Source organism: Asanoa ishikariensis (assembly GCF_900107455.1).
Classification (GTDB): domain Bacteria; phylum Actinomycetota; class Actinomycetes; order Mycobacteriales; family Micromonosporaceae; genus Asanoa; species Asanoa ishikariensis.
Window position 1 is genome coordinate 159569 of record NZ_FNQB01000001.1, and the last position, 18495, is coordinate 178063.

16 protein-coding genes and 2 pseudogenes are annotated in these 18495 nt (G+C 70.7%); 6 read left to right on the forward strand and 12 right to left on the reverse strand.

Annotated features, from left to right (window positions below):
• Positions 1–56: 56 nt before the first annotated feature.
• The 4 genes from moaC (at position 57) to BLV39_RS00750 (ending at position 2751) form a co-directional block, all read left to right on the forward strand.
• On the forward strand, positions 57–542 hold the full coding sequence (gene moaC / locus BLV39_RS00735; RefSeq protein WP_275414353.1) for a cyclic pyranopterin monophosphate synthase MoaC: 486 nt from the start codon (positions 57–59) through the stop codon (positions 540–542).
• Positions 539–1024, forward strand: a complete 486-nt coding sequence (locus BLV39_RS00740) for a MogA/MoaB family molybdenum cofactor biosynthesis protein (protein WP_090786033.1) — start codon at positions 539–541, stop codon at positions 1022–1024. The genes moaC and BLV39_RS00740 overlap by 4 nt, the downstream gene beginning before the upstream one ends.
• Positions 1025–1165: 141 nt before the next feature.
• Positions 1166–2344: a molybdopterin molybdotransferase MoeA gene (locus tag BLV39_RS00745; protein WP_090790988.1), complete on the forward strand. Its 1179-nt coding sequence runs from the start codon at positions 1166–1168 to the stop codon at positions 2342–2344.
• A complete protein-coding gene (locus BLV39_RS00750; RefSeq protein WP_090786035.1) occupies positions 2341–2751 on the forward strand; it encodes a molybdenum cofactor biosynthesis protein MoaE in 411 nt (136 codons plus the stop codon). Before BLV39_RS00745 ends, BLV39_RS00750 begins: the two co-directional genes overlap by 4 nt.
• A gap of 244 nt (positions 2752–2995) precedes the next feature.
• Here BLV39_RS00750 and BLV39_RS00755 read toward each other — a convergent pair whose 3' ends face one another.
• From BLV39_RS00755 to BLV39_RS00795, 10 genes and pseudogenes are all read right to left on the reverse strand, one after another.
• Complete coding sequence (locus BLV39_RS00755; RefSeq protein WP_090786037.1) at positions 2996–4453, reverse strand: glycosyltransferase 87 family protein; 1458 nt, start codon at positions 4451–4453, stop codon at positions 2996–2998.
• 183 nt (positions 4454–4636) lie between these two features.
• The gene (locus BLV39_RS00760) at positions 4637–5245 is read right to left on the reverse strand and encodes a DoxX family protein (protein WP_090786040.1); all 609 of its coding nucleotides are present in this window, start codon (positions 5243–5245) and stop codon (positions 4637–4639) included.
• A 51-nt stretch (positions 5246–5296) separates the two neighbouring features.
• Positions 5297–6502 (reverse strand): ATP-binding protein, encoded by a 1206-nt coding sequence (locus BLV39_RS00765; RefSeq protein ID WP_090786041.1) that lies wholly within the window; start codon positions 6500–6502, stop codon positions 5297–5299.
• Positions 6503–6619: 117 nt separating this feature from the next.
• Positions 6620–7486 (reverse strand): LppU/SCO3897 family protein, encoded by an 867-nt coding sequence (locus BLV39_RS00770; protein ID WP_090786043.1) that lies wholly within the window; start codon positions 7484–7486, stop codon positions 6620–6622.
• A gap of 129 nt (positions 7487–7615) precedes the next feature.
• Positions 7616–9376, reverse strand: a pseudogene (locus BLV39_RS45045) (ATP-dependent helicase); the annotation flags it as partial.
• Between the two features lie 81 nt (positions 9377–9457).
• A pseudogene (locus BLV39_RS45050) lies at positions 9458–10777 on the reverse strand (endonuclease Q family protein); the annotation flags it as partial.
• A gap of 69 nt (positions 10778–10846) precedes the next feature.
• Complete coding sequence (locus BLV39_RS00780) at positions 10847–12142, reverse strand: metallophosphoesterase (protein ID WP_090786047.1); 1296 nt, start codon at positions 12140–12142, stop codon at positions 10847–10849.
• A complete protein-coding gene (locus tag BLV39_RS00785) occupies positions 12143–12418 on the reverse strand; it encodes a MoaD/ThiS family protein (protein WP_090786049.1) in 276 nt (91 codons plus the stop codon).
• Positions 12419–12886: 468 nt separating this feature from the next.
• Complete coding sequence (moaA, locus tag BLV39_RS00790; RefSeq protein WP_090786051.1) at positions 12887–13900, reverse strand: GTP 3',8-cyclase MoaA; 1014 nt, start codon at positions 13898–13900, stop codon at positions 12887–12889.
• Between the two features lie 212 nt (positions 13901–14112).
• A complete protein-coding gene (locus BLV39_RS00795; RefSeq protein WP_090786053.1) occupies positions 14113–15003 on the reverse strand; it encodes a fructosamine kinase family protein in 891 nt (296 codons plus the stop codon).
• On the opposite strand from BLV39_RS00795, the gene BLV39_RS00800 reads away from it, so the two are divergent.
• Positions 15002–15577, forward strand: a complete 576-nt coding sequence (locus BLV39_RS00800; RefSeq protein ID WP_239084093.1) for a GNAT family N-acetyltransferase — start codon at positions 15002–15004, stop codon at positions 15575–15577. The two genes, BLV39_RS00795 and BLV39_RS00800, sit on opposite strands and share 2 nt — an antisense overlap.
• A gap of 145 nt (positions 15578–15722) precedes the next feature.
• Positions 15723–16853 (forward strand): DUF4192 domain-containing protein, encoded by a 1131-nt coding sequence (locus BLV39_RS00805; protein WP_090786056.1) that lies wholly within the window; start codon positions 15723–15725, stop codon positions 16851–16853.
• Here BLV39_RS00805 and BLV39_RS44700 read toward each other — a convergent pair.
• A complete protein-coding gene (locus tag BLV39_RS44700) occupies positions 16756–17268 on the reverse strand; it encodes a hypothetical protein (protein ID WP_176984720.1) in 513 nt (170 codons plus the stop codon). The two genes, BLV39_RS00805 and BLV39_RS44700, sit on opposite strands and share 98 nt — an antisense overlap.
• 100 nt (positions 17269–17368) lie before the next feature.
• On the reverse strand, positions 17369–18253 hold the full coding sequence (gene fdhD, locus BLV39_RS00815; protein WP_090786058.1) for a formate dehydrogenase accessory sulfurtransferase FdhD: 885 nt from the start codon (positions 18251–18253) through the stop codon (positions 17369–17371).
• Between the last annotated feature and the right edge of the window lie 242 nt (positions 18254–18495).

Below are 18495 nucleotides of genomic sequence, written 5' to 3' on the forward strand. Positions count from 1 at the left end.
GCCGGAAGACGTTCCACCGCACACGGTGTCCGACCTGGCACCGATAGGCTCACAGCGTGGGCGAGACCAACCTGACGCACGTCGACGAGAGCGGAGCGGCCCGCATGGTCGACGTCTCCGCGAAGGACGTCTCCGCCCGGCGGGCCACCGCTACGGGCGAGCTCCGCACCACCGCGGAGGTGATCGACCTGTTGCGGCGCGACGGCCTGCCGAAGGGCGACGCACTGGCGGTGGCGCGGATCGCGGGCATCATGGGCGCGAAGAAGACCCCCGACCTGGTGCCGCTGTGCCACCCGATCGCGCTGACCGGGGTGACCGTCGACTTCACGCTCGGCGAGACCACGGTGGAGATCACCGCGGTGACCCGCACCGCTGACCGCACCGGTGTGGAGATGGAGGCGCTGACCGCGGTCGCCACCGCCGGCCTCGCCCTGGTCGACATGGTCAAGGCGGTCGACCCGGCCGCCTCCATCAACGGCATCCGGGTGCTGCGCAAAGAAGGCGGCAAGACCGGTCTTTGGACCAGGGAGGACGAGCAGTGATCCGCGCCCGCGTCATCGTGGCCTCCAACCGGGCGGCCGCCGGCGTCTACGCCGACACCAGCGGTCCGATCCTGGTCGAGGGCCTCCGGCAGATCGGCTGCGAGGTCGGCGAGCCGATCGTCGTGCCGGACGGCGAGCCGGTCGCGCAGGCGCTGCGGATGTCCATCGCCGAAGGCATCGAGGTCGTGGTGACCAGCGGCGGCACCGGCATCACGCCGACCGACCAGACGCCCGAGATGACCAAGCTGCTGCTCGACTACGAGGTGCCGGGCATCGCCGAGGCGATCCGGGCGCACAGCCGCGAGCAGATCCCGGCCGCCGCACTGTCCCGCGGCGTGGCCGGCGTGGCCGGCCGGACACTGGTGATCAACCTGCCCGGCTCGAAGGGCGGCGCCCGCGACGGCCTCGCCGTGCTCGGCCCGATCCTGGTGCACGCGGTCGACCAACTCCGCGGCGGAGATCATCCCGGCTCCGGCATCTAGGCGTGTCCTGGCGTCTGGTCTGGCCGGCCGCGATGATCGGCAGGACGGGTCCTGGGGTCTGGCCGGCGATAGGCTCGCAAGGTGACCGCTGAAACTGTCGCGACCACCGCGCCGACCGCGTGGGACCGGGCCCGCACGTTGATGTACGAAGCCGGTCGTGCTGCCGCGCCGGCTCCTGTCGAAGTGCCGGTCGACGATGCCGACGGGCTGACCCTGGCGCAGGACCTGGTCACGTTGACCAGCCTGCCGGCCTTCCCCACGTCGAGTGTGGACGGCTTCGCGGTGCGTGGGCCGGCGCCGTGGCGGGTGGTCGGCAAGGTGCTGGCCGGCAACTCCCCCGCGCCGCTCGCCGACGACGGCACCGCAGTAGAGATCGCCACCGGCGGGATGCTGCCGCCCGGCGCGGACGCCGTGCTGCGGGTCGAGGAGTCCACCCGCACCAAGGACGGCCGGATCACCGGCCGGTTGCGCGAGACGGTCGAGTGGCGGCGGCCCGGCGAAGAGGCCGATCTCGGTGAGCTGCTGATCCCGGCGGGCACCCCGGTCGACCCGGGCGTGCTCGGGCTCGCGGCGTCGTGCGGCTACGACACCCTGGCGGTGCGCCCGCGGCCACGCGCGGCGGTCCGGATCTTCGGCGACGAGCTGCTCACCCAGGGCCCGCCCGGCGACGGCCGCGTCCGGGACGCGCTCGGTCCGAACGTCCCCGCCCTGCTCCGCCGGTACGGATGCCAGGTCGCGCCCGGCGCCGTCGTCGGCCCGGTCGAGGACACCCTCGACGCGCACATCGCGGCGATCCGGTCCGCGCTCGCCGACGCCGACCTCGTCTGCACCACCGGCGGCACGATGCACGGCCCGGTCGACCACCTGCACCCGGCGCTCGCCGCGCTGGGCGCCGAATACCTGGTCAACACCGTCGCCGTCCGGCCCGGCTTCCCGATGTTGGTCGCCCGCGTGACCGGCGACGACGGTCGGGACAGGTTCATCGCCGGCCTGCCCGGCAACCCCCAGTCGGCGCTGGTCGCGCTCGCGTCGCTGGTGGAGCCGCTGCTCGCCGGTCTGCGTGGGCGCGCCCTGCCGACGCTCGGCTCGGTCCTGCTGGCCGAACCGGTGCCGGGCCGCGGCGACTACACGCATCTCGCCCTCGTCCACGTCGACGCCGCTTCGGGCACGGCCAAGCCGCTGCGCCACGTCGGCTCGGCCATGCTGCGCGGGCTCGCCTCGGCACACGGCTTCGCGGCCATCGCGCCGGGTACGTCGGGCGAGGCCGGTGCACGAGTACCGTTCGTACCTTTGCCGCTACTTCCGGGAGAACGACCGTGATCGTCAGCGTGACGTCGGATCCGCTCGACCTGGCCGCACACGAGGCGGCGGTAGCCGACCCGCGAGCCGGTGCCGTCGTGTCGTTCCAGGGCGTGGTCCGTGACCACGACGGCGGCCGTTCGGTGGTGTCCCTCGACTACGAGGGCCACCCGTCGGCGCTCGAGGTGCTGCGCGACGTCGCGGCCGAGATCGCCAAGGAGCCCGAGGTGTACGCGGTGGCGTTGTCCCACCGGGTCGGCGCCCTGCGGATCGGTGACGTCGCCATCGTCGCCGCGGTCAGCACGGCCCACCGCGGCGCGGCCTTCACCGCCTGCGGCCGCCTGGTCGACGAGGCGAAGGCCCGGCTACCGATCTGGAAGCGCCAGGTATTCGCGGACGGCACAGAAGAATGGGTCAACTGCCCCTGACACGGAGTCACCGTTCCACGTGGAACAAAACACGCGGCGTGACCGCATCAGCTCCGTCGCGTTAGAAGGCGCCCAACGGTGACGCGCGCGGCTAGCGGGTCCGTGCTTAGCGAAGCTCGCCGCCGACGCGCTGTTTTGCTCTGAGCGCGACCGGCGGCGGATCTGGCAAGCGAAGCGATCCCCGGCGGGAGCGACGGTCGCGCCCCCGGCGGGCCCGGGACATGCCTTCGTTCTTGGTCTTGATTTAGCGCTGGTGGATGGCGCGCCTGTCGATGCGGATGGTCTCCGGGTAGAAGGCCGGTTCCGCGCCCGGGCGCCACGGGAGGGTGGCGACCAGGATGATCAGGGCGAGCGCCAGCGAGTTCTCCATGAGGGCGCCCCAGAGGCCGTCCTCGTAGTGGGAGAACTCGGGTAGTTGGTGCTCGTAGGGCCAGATCGGCGAGTACAGGAAGAGCAGGTAGACGCCGACCGCGGCGCTGGCGTGGCGGAGGCCGGTCAGGGCCGGGAACCAGATCGGTGTGCGCAGCGGTGCCAGGCCACCCATGTTGGCGCTGGGTGTCAGGCCGCGTCGGGTCAGTCGGCGACCGCTCTCCAGGCCGCGGCTCGCGTCGCGGCGGCGCATCGCGGCGTCGGCCAGGACCACGATGGCCGGGATGACGAAGACCAGGTGGTGGGTCCAGGAGATCGGGCTGATCACGTTGGCGGTCAGTCCGACCAGGACGAACGCGGTGAGTTCGTCGCCGTCGGCGTGGGCACGGGAGGCGCGGGACAGGCCCAGCGCCAGCATCAGCACGGCGAACGACAGCCACAGCAGGGTGGGTGCCTCGACCGTGTCATACAGGCGCGCCAGCACCCCGGCCAGCGACTGGTTGGGCGTCATGTCGGCCGCGCCGACCCGTTCGGTCTCGAAGACCACGCGCAGCCAGTAGGCGGCCGAGTCCTTGCCGGCGACCATGAAGGTCGCCGCGGTGACGCCGATGGCTGTGGCCACTGCCGTGGTCGCGGCCCGCCACTGGCGGGTGACCAGGAAGTAGACGACGAACAGCGCGGGGGTCAGCTTGATCGAGGCGGCCAGGCCGATGCCGACACCGGCCCACGCGCCGCCTCGGACGAAGCGGACCAGTGCGCCGCCGGTCGGCAGGAAACCCGCGCTGGCGCGGGCACGCCAGCGCAGCGCGACCATGTCCGCCATGATCAGCAGGAACAGCAGCAGGTTGATCTGGCCGTAGCCGAGCGTCTCGCGGACCGGTTCGATCGCCGCGGCCGCGGCCACGGAGAGTCCGGTCGCGAACCAGCGTGACCAGCCATAACGCCGGGAGATCGGGCCTAGCAGCGCCCACATCACCACCGCGAGCGCCAGCAGGCTGGCGATCACGTTGATCCAGGCGGCGGCCGCGAAGGGCACTCTCGCCATCGGTGACATGAGCAGACCGGCGAAGGGTGGGTAGGTGAAACCCAGCCCCGTGTCCGGCGCCGCATATGCGTAGAGATCGTGTCCGCTCGCCCACCAGACAGCCGCACCGTGGTAGATCTTCATGTCGAAGAAGTTGTACGGCCGCCCGAACGCACCAATGGCGTACCAGGCCGTAACGAGCGCTCCGGCGAGGACGCCGAGACGCACGATGTTTCGACTGTAGATCCCACGGACAGGGCTGTTGGTCGGGACGAGGCGGTCCATCCGTCTTCCGACGGTCGCCGGCATGGCGTGGCCACCCCCGTACCCTTTGTAACGTGCCGTCCAGGTCCGTCCACGAGCCTAAAGGGGCCCGTCATCCGTCACCCGTCGCGTTATCCGACCGTGTCCGATCCCACACTAGTTCGCGACATTTCGTCCGCGTTAACGCGGGGCGACTGGTTCATGTGCTTCGGGTAGTTACTGTCTGATTCAGCTCGGTAGCTTACGGCCCGCAGCCGCGGCGCGGTAAGCGATCCTCGCTTCGCGCTTCGCGGTCTTCGCAGTCCGGCGCAGCGACTGTCCGCTGTGCCCGATCGTGTGCAGACCATGCTCCACGTTGTGCCGGCCGTGCTCGAGAGCGTGTCGGCTGTGTCCCGCATAGTGGCTCGCCCGCCACGCCAGGCCCGGTTTGCCCTGGGTGTCGGCCGCGGCGAGCAGCAGCCCGCCGAGCAGGCCCAGGTTCTTCATGAAATGCGACTGCTGGTGCTGCCGCTCCTGCGGGTCCTTGATCGTCCAGAAGGGATGCGCGCTCAGCGTCGTCGGCACCAGCGTGCCGGCGAGCACCAGCGCGGCGGGTCGGGTGAACCGGCCCGTCGCCAGCATGAGCCCGGCCGCCACCTGTGCCGCACCGTTGAGCCGGACCAGCGTCGCGGCGTCGGTCGGCAGGCTCCGGTGGGTCTTCTCGAAGAGCGGCCCGACCTTCTCGGCGACCTTCTTGGCCTGGGGCACCCACGGCGTGGGCCGGGCGACCGAGCGGGCGCCGCTGACCACGAAGATCGTGCTGAGGAACAGACGCGCGACCGTGCGTACGGGACTCATGGCTTAGTTCTTACCCCGTCGGGGCCAGCCGTATCCCCCAAACGGTGCGACTCAGGGTTGCGTGCGCAGATACCGTCCGAAGTGGGGGACCGTGAAGGCGACCGTCCCGCGCTCGCCCGAGTAGATCAGGCCCTTCTTGATGAGCGCGTCCCTGGCGGGGGACAGGCTGGCCGGCTTGCGGCCCAGCGCCTGTGCGACCTCGGACGTGGCCACCGCGATGTCCATGTCGTCGCCGCGGCTGGCCGCCGACAGGGTCGCCATCGCCCGCATGTACTCCCGCTCGGCCGGCGTCGCGCGCTCGAAGCGGGAGCCGAAGAAGCCCACCGCGAGCTCGGCCTCGGCTTCCGGTGCGGCCATCCGGACATCATCGGGAGTGATCGGCGTACGCGGGGCGTGGTCCCAGGTCGCCTTCCCGTACGCCTGGACGAAGTAGGGGTATCCGCCGGACTTCTCGTAGAGCAGGTCGAGTGCTTTCGCCTCGTATTCGACCTCTTCCCGCTCCGCGGGCGCGGCCAGCGCCTGGTCGGCCGCGATCCGGTCGAGCCGGTCGATCCGCTGGTAGCGGAACAGCCGCTCCGAGTAGGACTTGGCCGCCGAGAGCACCGCCGGCAGGTGGGGCAGGCCGGCGCCGACCACGATCAGCGGCGCGCCGAGCTGCGACAGCTCGTGGCAGGCGGCACAGAGTGCCGAGATGTCGTCCGGCGGGACGTCCTGCATCTCGTCGATGAACAGGGCGACACCGGTGCCCACGTCGGTGGCCACGGCGGCGGCGTCGGTGAACAGCTCGACCAGGTCGATCTCGATGTCGCCGGAGTCGGCCCGCCCGGTCTTCACCGGCACGTCGATGCCGGGTTGCCACCGGTCGCGCAGCTTGGCGTTGGCCTGGTTGGACCGCAACGCGAACGCCTTGAGCACGCCGAGGAAGTCGTCGATCCGGTCAGGCGCGCGGTGTCGCGGCGCGAGCTCACGGACGGCCATGTGCAACGCCGCGGCCACCGGGCGGCGCAGAGACTGGTCGGGGCGGGCCTCGATCTTCCCGGTGCCCCAGAGCCGGCCGATCGCCTGCGAGCGCAGCGAGTTGAGCAGGACGGTCTTGCCGACGCCGCGCAGGCCGGTCAGCACCAGGCTGCGTTCGGGGCGGCCGCGGGCGACCCGCTCGAGCACCACGTCGAAGACGTCGAGCTCGCGGTCGCGCCCAGCCAACTCCGGCGGCCGCTGGCCGGCACCGGGTGCGTAGGGGTTGCGCACCGGATCCATGTCGATGACCGTATCGGTCGATCTAGCAAAGACCCTAGAAATGCGTAGAGGCCGGTACGGCGTGTCTTTCTTGATCTAGGGCCGTCTAGCTGTCGCGCTAGACGGCCCTAGTTTCGGCTAGGCGCCGCGAAGCTTGAGGCAGAGGACGTAGTCGTTGAGGTCGAGCGGGCTGTCGAAGAAGTACCAGTCCGTGTAGCCGTCGACGTCCTTGCACTTCTTCTCGGCGTCGTCCTGGCCGGTGGTGGCCGCGTCGAAACGGGCCAGCACCTGGTACGTCTTCGACGCGCACTTGGCGATCTCGAGCTTCGGGTCCTCGGTCGAGCCGACGTTCTTGACGCACTGGCCCTTCTTGACGAAGCGGGCATCGGCCGACGACTCCGCGGTGGGCTGCCCGGACGGCTTCCCGGACGCGCTCGGTCCCGCCGACGGGGTGCCCGTCGACTCGGCGGCGACATTCTGCTTGTCGTCCGGGTCGGGGCGACCGACGAAGTAGACCGCTGCCGCGCCGCCGCCACACACCAGCACCGTCAGCGCGATGACCAGCGCGAGGATCGGGCTGAAGCGCTTCTTGCGCGGTGGCTCCTCGGGCGCGGTCCAGGCCGGCTCGGTGCCGTACTGCGGGAAGTTCTGGTCGTACTGGGTGGGCTGGGCGCCGTAAGGGGGTTGGCCGTAGCCTGGCTGGCCGCCATACGTCGGCTGACCGCCGTAGCCGGGCTGGCCCTGACCTTGGCCCTGGTTGGGGTAGCCGCCGCCCGGGGTCTGGTCGCCGTAGCCGGGGTTGCCGTAGTCGCCGCCGCCACCTCCGCCGTAGCTCGGTGAGCCGGGTCCGCCGGGTGGGCTTGACTGCGGCTGGCCGCCCCACGGGTCCTGTCCACCCCAAGGATCCGATGGCTGGCCGTACGGGTCGTTCGACGAACGACCTTGCCAGGGCTCCTGCGGCTGGCCGGGGTACGGTCCACCGTTGGGCGGTCCGTAGTTCGACATGGACGTTCCTCCTGGCCGAGGGGAGTTCTCATCGATTGCGGCGCGGTGCTCTTGGTCACCGTAGCGGCTTACCGGGTGGTGCTCACCTCCCGGAACCGCGCCAAACCTACCGCCGGCCCAGCGTACGGGTCAGATCAGGCGCAGTTGACGGTCCTTCGGCCGGCGTTCCTCTGTCGCGCCGAGCCGTTCGAACAAGCCGGCGTCGATCGCGTCGAGGAACGGCGACGGGCCGGTGTCACGCTCCGTGCCGAGGCGGAAGCGGCGCTGGGCGTGTGACACGTACAGCCGGTCCTGCGCCCTGGTCAGCCCGACGAAGAACAGCCGACGCTCTTCGGCCAGGTCGTCGTCGGTGGTGCGGCCGTCGAAGAAGCGCAGCGGGAGCAGGCCGTCCTCGCAGCCGACCAGGAAGACGACCGGGAACTCGAGCCCCTTGGCCGCGTGCAGGGTGAGCAGCGTGACCGCTTCGGCGCGGGCGTCCAGGGCGTCGACCTCGGCGCCGGTGGCCAACTGCGAGAGGAACTGCTCCACATCGTCGCCGCAGCGCTGGGCCAGCGGGGTGAGCACCTCGACGGCCGACCACACGTCCGCCGGACTCGGGCTGCCGGTGCTGTCCAGGGTGGGCGTCGCGAACCGTTCGGCGAGGAGCTGACCGGCACGGCGTACGCGCGCGGGAAGCTGACCTTCGTTTGTTGGTCCCGCCAGCCGCAGCTCCCGGGCGATCGCCGCCACGCCCGCTCGGTCGCGGAGCCGGTTGTGCGAGCGCTTCTGGACCGGGATGCCGGCCCGGGCCAGCGCCTCGACGATCGGCGCGGCCTGCTGGTCGGTGCGGTAGAGCACGGCGACGTCGGAGAACGAGATGCCGGCGGCGTTGCCGCTGATCCGGCCCGAGTCCAGCGACCGGTGGGAAAGGCCACCGACCAGGTCGTCGACGGTACGGGCGACGAAGTCGGCCTCGTCGGTGGCGGAGCTCGCCGGGTAGCGGCCGACCAGCGGCGCCTCGGGATCGAGCCGGGCGGGGTCCAGTCGCCGTCCTCTCACCAGTGACGAGGGCGCGATCGCCTGCACGGCGGCGGCCAGGATCGGCGCGGAGGAGCGGTAGTTGCGGGTCAGCCGGACCAGCCGGGCGTCGATGAAGTCCTCGGCGAACCGCAGGAAGTAGCCGACGTCGGCGCCGCGGAACGAGTAGATCGCCTGGTCGGGGTCGCCGATCGCGCACAGGTTGCCGTCCGGCGGGCAGAGCAGGCGGAGCAGCTCGTACTGGGTCTCGTCGACGTCCTGGTACTCGTCGACGAACAGCCACCGCCAGCGGCCCTGGTAGCGGTCGACCAGGTCGGCGTCCTCGGCCAGCAGCCGCAGCGGCAGTGTGACCAGCTCGTCGAGGTCGACCAGGTCCTGGTTGCGGAGGAGCTTTTGATAGGCGGCGTCGTCGTCACCGGCCTCCTTGCGCGCGGCCTCCCGCTCGGTGTCGTCGGCGATGCGGAAGTCTTTCGGCAGTCCGGCCGCGGCGGCGTTCTCGCGGAGGATGGCCAGGCCGAGCGAGTGGAAGGTCGCGACGGTGACGTCGGAGGCGACCGGTCCCATCAGGCCGTCGAGCCTGGTCCGTAGCTCCTCGGCGGCTCGTCTGGTGAACGTGATCGCCAGGCAATGTTCGGCGAAGACGCCCAGCTCGGCGCAGAGATAGGCGATCCGGTGGGTGAGTGTCCTGGTCTTGCCGGTGCCGGGGCCGGCGACGATCAGCATGGGACCGCCGGGGGCCGACGCGGCGACGCGCTGCATCGCGTCCAGGCGGTCGAGCAGGCCGGTGCCGACCTCTTCCATGCCCGCGAGCATCGGCTCGAAGGGCTCGTGCGGGGAGGCCTGTTGGGGTGGCGGTGGCGGCACGGCGGGTTCGACGCGTTTGACCGGGCCGCGGCGGGCTGATCCCTCTGACGGGCGGTCCGGCTGGGTTTTTGCGGCTTTGCGTTTGATCTGCGGCGGTACGTCGAAGAGGGTGTCCGCCTGGGGTTCCTTGCTCGGCAGTTCGTTCTTGTCGAAGACGCGGATGATGCCGTAGGCGCCGTCGTAGCCGGGGATGCGGTGCACCTCGGCACGGCGTAGGCGGCGGATGGCCTCTTCGAGGTGGTCGCCGCCGGCCTTCTTGATGTCGTCCAGCGGGGTGTCGCGGAGGATGGTCAGCTCTGGGCCGAGGGCCGCGACCAGGGTGTTGAGCTTGCCTTCGACGGTTTTCGATCTTGGTCCGACGCCGGCGATCTCGCCGAGGATCTCGGCCAGGGCGAGCAGGTGCTGGACCGGCTTGGGGTCTTTTCGGATTTGTCCAGCTTGCCGGTCGGCCAGCTCCTCGACACGGCTCAGGACACCCACGGTCAGCGGTTTGTGGCATTCGGGGCAGAGGCCGCCGGCCGCCTGGGTCTGGTTCGGTTGCCAGTTGACGCCGCAGAGCCGGTGGCCGTCGGCGTGGTACTTGCCCTCCTCGGGGAAGAACTCCAGCGTGCCGGCCAGGCCGTTGCCGGTGCGGAGGGCGTCGCGGACGGCGAAGTAGTCGAGTTCGGTGGCCAGCACGGTGGCCTCGCGGGCCAGGGCCGGCGGCGAGTGCGCGTCCGAGTTGGACACCAGTTGGTAGCGGTCGAGGCTCGACACCCGCCAGTTCATCGCGGGGTCGGAGCTCAGGCCCGTCTCGACGGCGAAGATGTGGTCGGCGAGGTCGGCGTAGCAGTCGGCGATCGCATCGAAACCGGATTTGCTGCCCAGCGCGGAGAACCAGGGCGTCCAGATGTGCGCCGGGACCAGGTAGCCGTCCGGGCTCGCCTCCAGCGTGATCTCCAGGAGATCGCGCGAGTCGAGACCGAGAATCGGCCGGCCGTCAGAGGCGAGGTTGCCGATCCGCCCGAGCGCCGTGTTGAACCGCGCGGCGGCGTCGAGGTCGGGCAGGTAGATCAGGTGATGCACCTTGCGGGTGCGGTCGTCCCGCTTGTAGATCGTCGAGATCTCGACCGACAGCGTGAAGCGGACCTGCTCCTCGGAGCTCGCCAGCCGCGGCGGAAGCTGCTGGGTCGCCGCTCGTTCGGCGTCCCGACTCAGCCGGAACAGTCCGGGTTCGGCCGGTTGAAGGTTTTCCCTCAGGTGGTCGAACCAGGCCGGATGGGTGAAATCGCCGGTGCCGAGCAGCGTGACGCCTTTGCGGCGGGCCCACAGCGCGAGGTTGGGCAGGGTTAGGTCGCGACTGCAGGCGCGGGAGTACTTGGAGTGGATGTGCAGGTCCGCCACGAAGGGTGCGGCGCTGTACGGGAGCACGCCGCATAGTGCCATGCCCCGCCGACGAATGCGGTGACCGTCCACCGTGGTGCGGCGTGTCGCACTTCCTTATGGGCTACGAAGTTCCACAAGGGTGACTTGTGGTGGTGCGCCGACCCGAACGGGCGGCCCCCAGAATCCGGCACCGTTGGTGACGTAGAGCTGGGTGTCACCGAACCGCGCGTAGCCGTTGACGACGGGCTGCTCGAGCCGGACCAGGAAGTTGAACGGGACCATTTGCCCGCCGTGGGTGTGTCCGGAGAGCTGCAGGTCAACCTTGTTGTCGGCGGCGTCGTGGACCTGGATGGGCTGATGTGCGAGCAGGACGACGGGTATGCCCGGATCACGGTCCCGCAGGGCGCCCGCGATGTCCGGCCCGCCGGTGCTGGTGCCCTCACCCGCGATGTCGTTGACCCCGGCGAGGTCGATCGCGCCACCGCGCGCGGTGATGAGCTGGCGCTGGTTTCGCAACGTACGGATGCCGAGGCGCTCGACCTCGGCCAGCCACTCCTCGGCGCCGGAGTAGTACTCGTGGTTACCGGTCACGAAGAAGGCGCCGTGCTTGGACTGGATGTCGCGCAGCGGCGCGGCGGCGGCGCCGAGCTCAGCGACGCTGCCGTCGACCAGGTCACCGACAACGGCCACGAGGTCGGCCTGGGTCCGGTTGATGGCGGCGACCACGCGTTCGGTGTGCGCACGACCGGCGAGCGGGCCGAGGTGGATGTCGGAGACGGTCGCGATGCGGAAGCCGTCCATGCTGCGGGGGAGCTTGGCCAGGGTGATCTGGACCCGGTCGAGCCGCGGGGCGCTGAGGGCGGTCCGCGCTCCGTAGGCGGTGATGCCGGTGGCGGTGAGCCCGGCGAAGATGGCGGCTCCGCGGGCGAGCAGCAGTCGCCGCTCGATGCCGGGCGGTGTTGGGCTCGGGTCGTCGTCGCGTGGCTGCGGTGCGGTCGTGGTGGTGCCGGCGGGTTGCTCTTTCACGGGCAGAGGTTCCGCGTTCGCGCCGGCGGCGGTGGCCGCGGGCACGGCTTCGCTGAGGTCAGCGGTGGCGGTTTCCGCGGTGGTCGCGCGGCGGCGGAGTGCGATGCGGACGAGCAGCATCGGGATCTCCAGCAGGAGCAGCACGACCAGCAGGTAGAACATCAGCGCGATCCACAGATACCCGGGCCAGGCGAGCGCCGTGGCGCCGGTGCGGGTGCCGATCAACGTGGCAGGCACCAGCAAGCCCAGGACGACGGCCAAGACCGCACCGGCCCGCCGAACCCGCCCGGGACGCGTCGTGTCCCGGACAAGCCGTTTCCAGATGTAGAAGTGGATCAGACCGATGACGGCAAAAGCGACGACGACCAGCAGAACGATGCCCACTTACCCACCCGCGAACGGCGGAAGGACGTCGACCTCGGCCCCAGCCGGAAGCGGCCGCTGACCGTCCCGCCAAGCGACCCCGTCGACCAGAAAACTGGCGACCTTGAGCACGGTCGCCAACCGGTCGCCATGCCGCTCAGCCAGCTCGGCGACAAAGCCGTCATGCGTCAACCCGGCGGCCACGCTGGTTTCCGCGACCCCGGCAGCCGCCCGCGCACCGGCGAAAAACCGGACGGTGACGACCCCCGACGCCGACCCGTCGACGGAACTACCCATGACGATCAGCCTATCTCCCACCCAAACCGGTCCAGCGCGGGAGAGCGCCAACGTGCCGCGGTGGCGAGGTGTCGGTGTTGCGCTCAGGCGGGGAGCGCGAACGCGCGGCGGTGGCGAGGTGTCGGTGTTTGGGCTCTCGCAGGGAGCGCCAGCGTGCGGCGGTGGCGAGGTGTCGCTGTTTGGGCTCTCGCGGAGAGTGCGAACGTGGCGAGGTGTCGGTGTTGGGCTCAGACGGAGAGCCTGAACGCGCCGCGGTAGCGAGGTGTTGGTGTTGGGCTCACGCGGGGAGCGAACGCGCCGCGGGGGCGAGCTGTCTGTGTTGGGCTCACGCGGAGAGTGCGGGCAGGCCCAGGTGGCGAGGGTGCTGGCGCTGGGTTCGCCGGACGGCAGGGCGTGCTCGACCGCACCGTGTCGGAACCGTCGAAGAAGGGCCCGACGTGCAGGAAGTCGTTCCAGTTCGGTTTGTCGTCAGCCGCCGATGGCGGACATCGGTCGTGCCGGCTGGAGGAACGACGGGTCGTCGATGCCGTGGCCGGCGCGCTTGACCCACATCGCGGACTGCCAGCGGCTCGCTAGCTCCTCGTCCGTGGCGCCGCCGCGTAGCGCGCCGCGCAGATCGGACTCGTCCGTCGCGAACAGACAATTGCGGATCTGCCCGTCAGCGGTGAGCCGGGTCCGATCGCAGTCACCGCAGAACGGCCGCGTCACGCTGCCGATCACACCGACCCGAGCGGGCCCGCCGTCACTGGCCTGGTGGCCGTCCACCAGCCACGTCTCAGCCGGCGCCCCACCCCGCTCGACCGGATCCGGCAGCAGCGTGTAGCTGGCCCGCAACGCCTCCAGGATCTCGTCGGCGGTGACCATCGTCGCGCGATCCCAGCTGTGTTGCGCGTCGAGCGGCATCTGCTCGATGAACCGCAACTCGTAGCCGTGCTCCAGGGCGAACCGCACCAGCTCCGGTGCCTCGTCGTCGTTGACGCCGCGCATCAGCACTGAGTTGATTTTCACGGGGACGAGCCCGGCGTCGGCTGCCGCCTCGAGCCCTGAGATCACGGAGGCGTGCCGGTCGCGCCGGGTCAGCGTCTTGAACCGCGCCGGATCCAACGTGTCGAGCGAGACGTTGACCCGATCGAGGCCCGCGCTCTTCAGCGCGGGGGCGAGCCGCTCCAGCCCGATCCCGTTGGTGGTGACCGACATTTTCGGCCGGGGCCGCAGATCGGCACACGCCCGGACGATCTCCACCAGCCCGGGCCGGATCAGTGGCTCTCCGCCGGTGAACCGGACATTCGTAACACCCAACAATTCGACCGCGATCCGCACCAACCGCACGATCTCGCCGTCGCTCAACAACTCTTCGCGCGGCAGCCACGCGAGCCCCTCAGCAGGCATGCAGTAAGTGCAGCGGAGGTTGCACCGATCGGTAAGCGACACCCGCAGATCGGTAGCTACCCGCCCGAAGCGGTCGCCTAGCGCCCCGTTCATCGCACGGACCTCGGATATCGTCACCGTTCGACCGTATCGCGTGATGCCCCATCTCGTGGATGCCCGCAAAGGCCGATCCCAGCGTGCCCTAGCGTCCGCTCGCAATCGACGCCGCTCATAGGCCATCCGCTCCAGCAGAGGTCCAGCGGCATTTCGACCGGCGGCTGGGCGCGTCCTTTGCCTCGGCAGCACCTGCCCACCCTGCTGCGGCGCTAGGTGCGCAGCAGGGTGTCGACGGCCTGCCGGACTGCCGATTGGTAGGCCGAACCGAACAGCGCCGTGTGCACGAGCAGGAGCTGTAGCTGATGCAATGGCACCCGCCGCTGCCAGCCCTCCGCGAGCGGCCACTCCTCCCGGTAGGCGTCGATGATCGTCGCCAGCTCTGGTGCCCCGCCAAAGAGAGCGAGTTGGGCCAGATCCGTCTCCCGATGGCCACCGTGCGCCGCAGGGTCGATCAGCCAGGCCCGGCCGTCGGCAGCCCAGTGCAGGTTGCCGGGCCACAGGTCGCCGTGGATGCGGGACGGCGGCTCGGCACCGCCGTACACCTCGATCTGGTCGATCACCTGCTCCGTCGCTGTGGCGTCGGCCGCGGAGAGCGCACCACCATCCACTGACTGCCGCAAGTAGGGCTGTAGCCGCCGTTCGGCGAACCACTGCGGCCACGCTTGCGCGGAGGGCGCGTTGTCCTGATGCAGCGCGCCGATGAAACCAGGCCATTGCGCGCCGAAGGACGGCGCGCCGGCGCGATGCATGGCCGCCAACTGTCGGCCGAAGAGCTCGGCACCCACCCTGGTCGGCTCCCCGGAATCGACCCATTCCAGCGCCAACAGGTCCGGCAGGGCGACCAGGACCTCGGGCAACGGCGGGCCATCGGGGGTCCGCAGCCACTCGATGCCGGACGCCTCCGACGTGAAGAAGCCTTCGGGAATCGGCTCGGGCGACCGCTCGGGCCAGGTCTTGACGAACAGCGAGGCGCCGTCGTCGAGCGTCAGGCGGGAGGCGGCGGAGATGCTGCCACCGGCGACAGGGGTCTCGCGGATCCGCTGGTGCTTGAGAAACGTGGGCAGATGTTGCGGATGTGACCGGAGGTAGGCCAGGTCCATGAGGCCCAAGTCTGAACCCCTGTCGTGCATCGGGTTCCGCCGGGTCGCTTCGGAGAGTAAGCATGAAGACATGACGGATGTGGTGGTCCGCCCCTATCGTCCCCAGGACCACTCCGCGGGTCGGGCACTGTGGGTCGAACTCGCGGAGACGCGTAGCGGTCTCTATGGCAGGTCGGCCGGTGCCGACCCAGGCGCCGGCTTCGAGGAATATCTGACCCGGCTCGACCTGTCGGGAATCTGGGTCGCTGAAGACTCGGAGGGCATCATCGGCCTGGTCGGTCTGCTGATGTTCGGCACCAGCGGTGAGGTGGAGCCGATCGTCGTCTCGGCCAGCCGCCGGGGAGCGGGTGTGGGTGCCGCGCTGCTGAAGCACGTAAGCGGCGAGGCGAAGAAGCGGTCGCTGGCGCGCCTCACCATCCGACCGGAGTCGCGCAACGTCGAAGCTCTGAAGTCGCTTCATGCTGCTGGTTTCGACCTCCTCTCCGCTGTCGAGCTCAGCCTTGACCTGCGCTCTTCGCCGTCCACCGTGGACAACATCGAGATCGATCTGCACGGGCTGCGCTTCCGGGGTTGAGTGTGTCGGGCCGGAGGGCCTCGGCGGGGATCTTCGCGGCTGCCTGTGGATAACTTTGTGCCCCGAATTCGCCGGGGCGAAGTTATCCACAGTCGCGCTTCGTGGGGTGGCGATCACACAGCGACATCGACCACGCTTCCGCGCCATGACCGCTACCGAGGCGCCACCCATCACCTTGCGTTCCTGCGCCGACCTCATCGCGTCGGTGCCTTACCTGCTCGGCTTTCATCCGGCCGAGAGCATCGTGGTCATCGCGATCGTCGACGACCGGGTGCGCTTCGTGGCGCGCGGCGACCTACCCGATGCGGTCACTTCGGAGCACGTCGCCGGGCGCCTGGTCTCGCTGCTGCTCCGCGACCCCGTCGACGCGATCGCGATCGTCGGCTACGGGCCCTCGAGCTCGGTAACCCCCGTTGCGGAGGCGGTGTGCGTCGCGCTGCGGTCCACGGACATCACCACCCTCGACGTCCTTCGCGTCGACGGAGGTCGCTATTGGTCATATGTCTGCGCGAACGCGGCCTGCTGCCCACCCGAGGGCAAGCCCTTCGATCTGACCACGACCTGTGTGGGCGCCTCCGCCGTCTACGCGGGCCGGGTCGCGCTGCCCGACCGCGAGGCGGTGGCGGCGTCCCTCGCACCGGTCGACGGAGTGGCCCGAGCGGCGATGACGGAAGCGACCGCACGCGCCGACGCGCGCCTGACCAAGCTCGTCGAGACCGCTCGCGCCGCCGCCGACAGTGCTCCACCGCGGCTCCGGCCGATGTCGGCGCAGGCGGCCGGCGCGGCCGTGCGCGCCAACGCCCGCGTGGCCAAGGCGTTGCGCGCCGCGGGCGACGAGGCGGTGGAAGACGCCGTCGACCGTTATCGCGCCGGCCGGCGCCTCGGGGACGACGAGGTGGCGTGGCTCAGCGTCCTGCTGGTCCACCTGCCGGTGCGCGACCACGCGTGGGAACACATCACCGACGACGACTGGCAGGTCGACCTCTGGAGCGACATGGTGCGACGGGTCGACCCGCCACTCGCCGCCGCGCCTGCGAGCCTCTTGGCCTTCGCGGCCTGGCGGGCGGGGCATGGCGCACTCGCGGCGATCGCCGTCGAGCGAGCGCTCGCGGTCGACCCGGACTACGCGCTGGCCCGGATGGTCGACGAAGTCCTCGACCAGTGCCTGCCGCCGTCGATCATGGTGGACGCGGCCGAGCAACCGCATCGAGCACCGGGCCGTCGGGCGCGGCGTCGCTGGATCGGTCCGCACATCGGGCTCGAGCAGGCGAGCTGAACATGGCGACGTCATCGCGAGGAATCGCGGAACCGTCCCAGCCGTCTCCGACGGTGCTCACGGCGGAGACGATGCCGGCTGCGCGGCCGGTCTCGGCGGCCGAGGCGGCGCTGGCATCCAGGGTGGTGCCGGCGGGCGAGGTGGCGCTGGCGGGCGACGTGGCGCTGGCGGTTGAGGTGGCGCTGGCGGTTGAGGTGGTGCCGGCGGTTGAGGTGGTGCCGGCGGTTGAGGTGGTGCCGGCGGTTGAGGTGGTGCCGGCGGGCGAGGTGGTGCCGGCGGGCGAGGTGGTGCCGGCGGCCGAGGTGGCGCTGGCGGCCGAGGCGGCGCTGGCGGCCCAATTGACGGCGGCCAGAGCGATGCCCGCTGCCGGCGCGGTGCGGGCCGTTCCGGTGGTGGTGGCGGTCCAGGCCTGCAACGGCGTTGTCCGGTGCGCCTTGCCGATCTCGTGGGTGGCCCTGCGCGCCTCAGTCGCGGCCGCCCTGGTGCTGGCGGCGATCGGCGCGATCAGACGGGCATCAGCGGGTGGCTTGCGACGCCGTCTTGTCCGGGTCGGGCTCGGTGATGCGGTGGGCGCCCGCGTACACGTTCATCGTCAGGCCGCGCAGGAAGCCGACCAGCGTCATTCCGGCCTCCTGCGCCAGGTCGACGGCGAGCGAGCTCGGAGCCGACACCGCGGCGAGCACCGGGATGCCGGCCATCCAGGCCTTCTGGGTGAGTTCGAAGCTCGCCCGACCGGAAACCAGGAGCACGTGCTCACGCAGCGGCAACCGATGCTCCGTGGCCGCCCGCCCGATGACCTTGTCCACGGCGTTGTGGCGTCCGACGTCCTCCCGCACCAGCACCGGCTCGCCGTCGGCGGTGAACAGGCCGGCGGCGTGCAACCCGCCAGTGCGGTCGAAGGCCTGTTGGGCGGCCCGCAGCCGGTTGGGCAGGGCGGCCAGCACGTGGGGGCTGACGGTCATCGGGTGGTCGGCGAGGCGCCATGGCGACCGGGTACGGATCGCGTCGATGCTCGCCTTGCCGCAGACGCCGCACGAACTGGTCGTGTAGAAGGCGCGAGCGGGATCAGTGTCGGGCGCGGGTACGCCGTCGGCGAGCACGATGTCGACCACGTTGTAGGTGTTGGGGGTGTCCGTGCCGGCGCAGAGCTGGGCGGTGACGATGTCGCCGGCGTCCCGGATGACGCCCTCGGTCAGCAGAAAGCCGATCGCGAGATCGATGTCGTCCCCGGGCGTACGCATGGTGACGGCGAGCGGCCGGCGAGGCCCGGACCCGTCGGCGCGGCGACCCACCCGGATCTCCAGCGGCTCCTCGCCGGAGATCGAGTCCATCCGGCGCACCGCGGTAGCAGCCGAGAGGTCGATGCGGACGATCTCGCGCCGGTCGGTAACACGTCCCACGCCACCATCCTGCCCCGGCACCCGCCCCGCCGCCGAGGGATGTCCGGCAAACGCCGCCCGCCGGACGTGACTGGCCTACGGTCCGAGGTTTTGCTCGGCCTGGGCTCGGCGGTGCTGGCCGGACGGGCCAGCACCGCCGACCGCTCAGGGCGATGGGTGAGCGTCGCCGGACGCTGCGGACAGAAGGGAGCCGAATAGCGGCGCTGTTGGCCCAGGCGAGGGGTGCGACGCGAGCCGGTGGT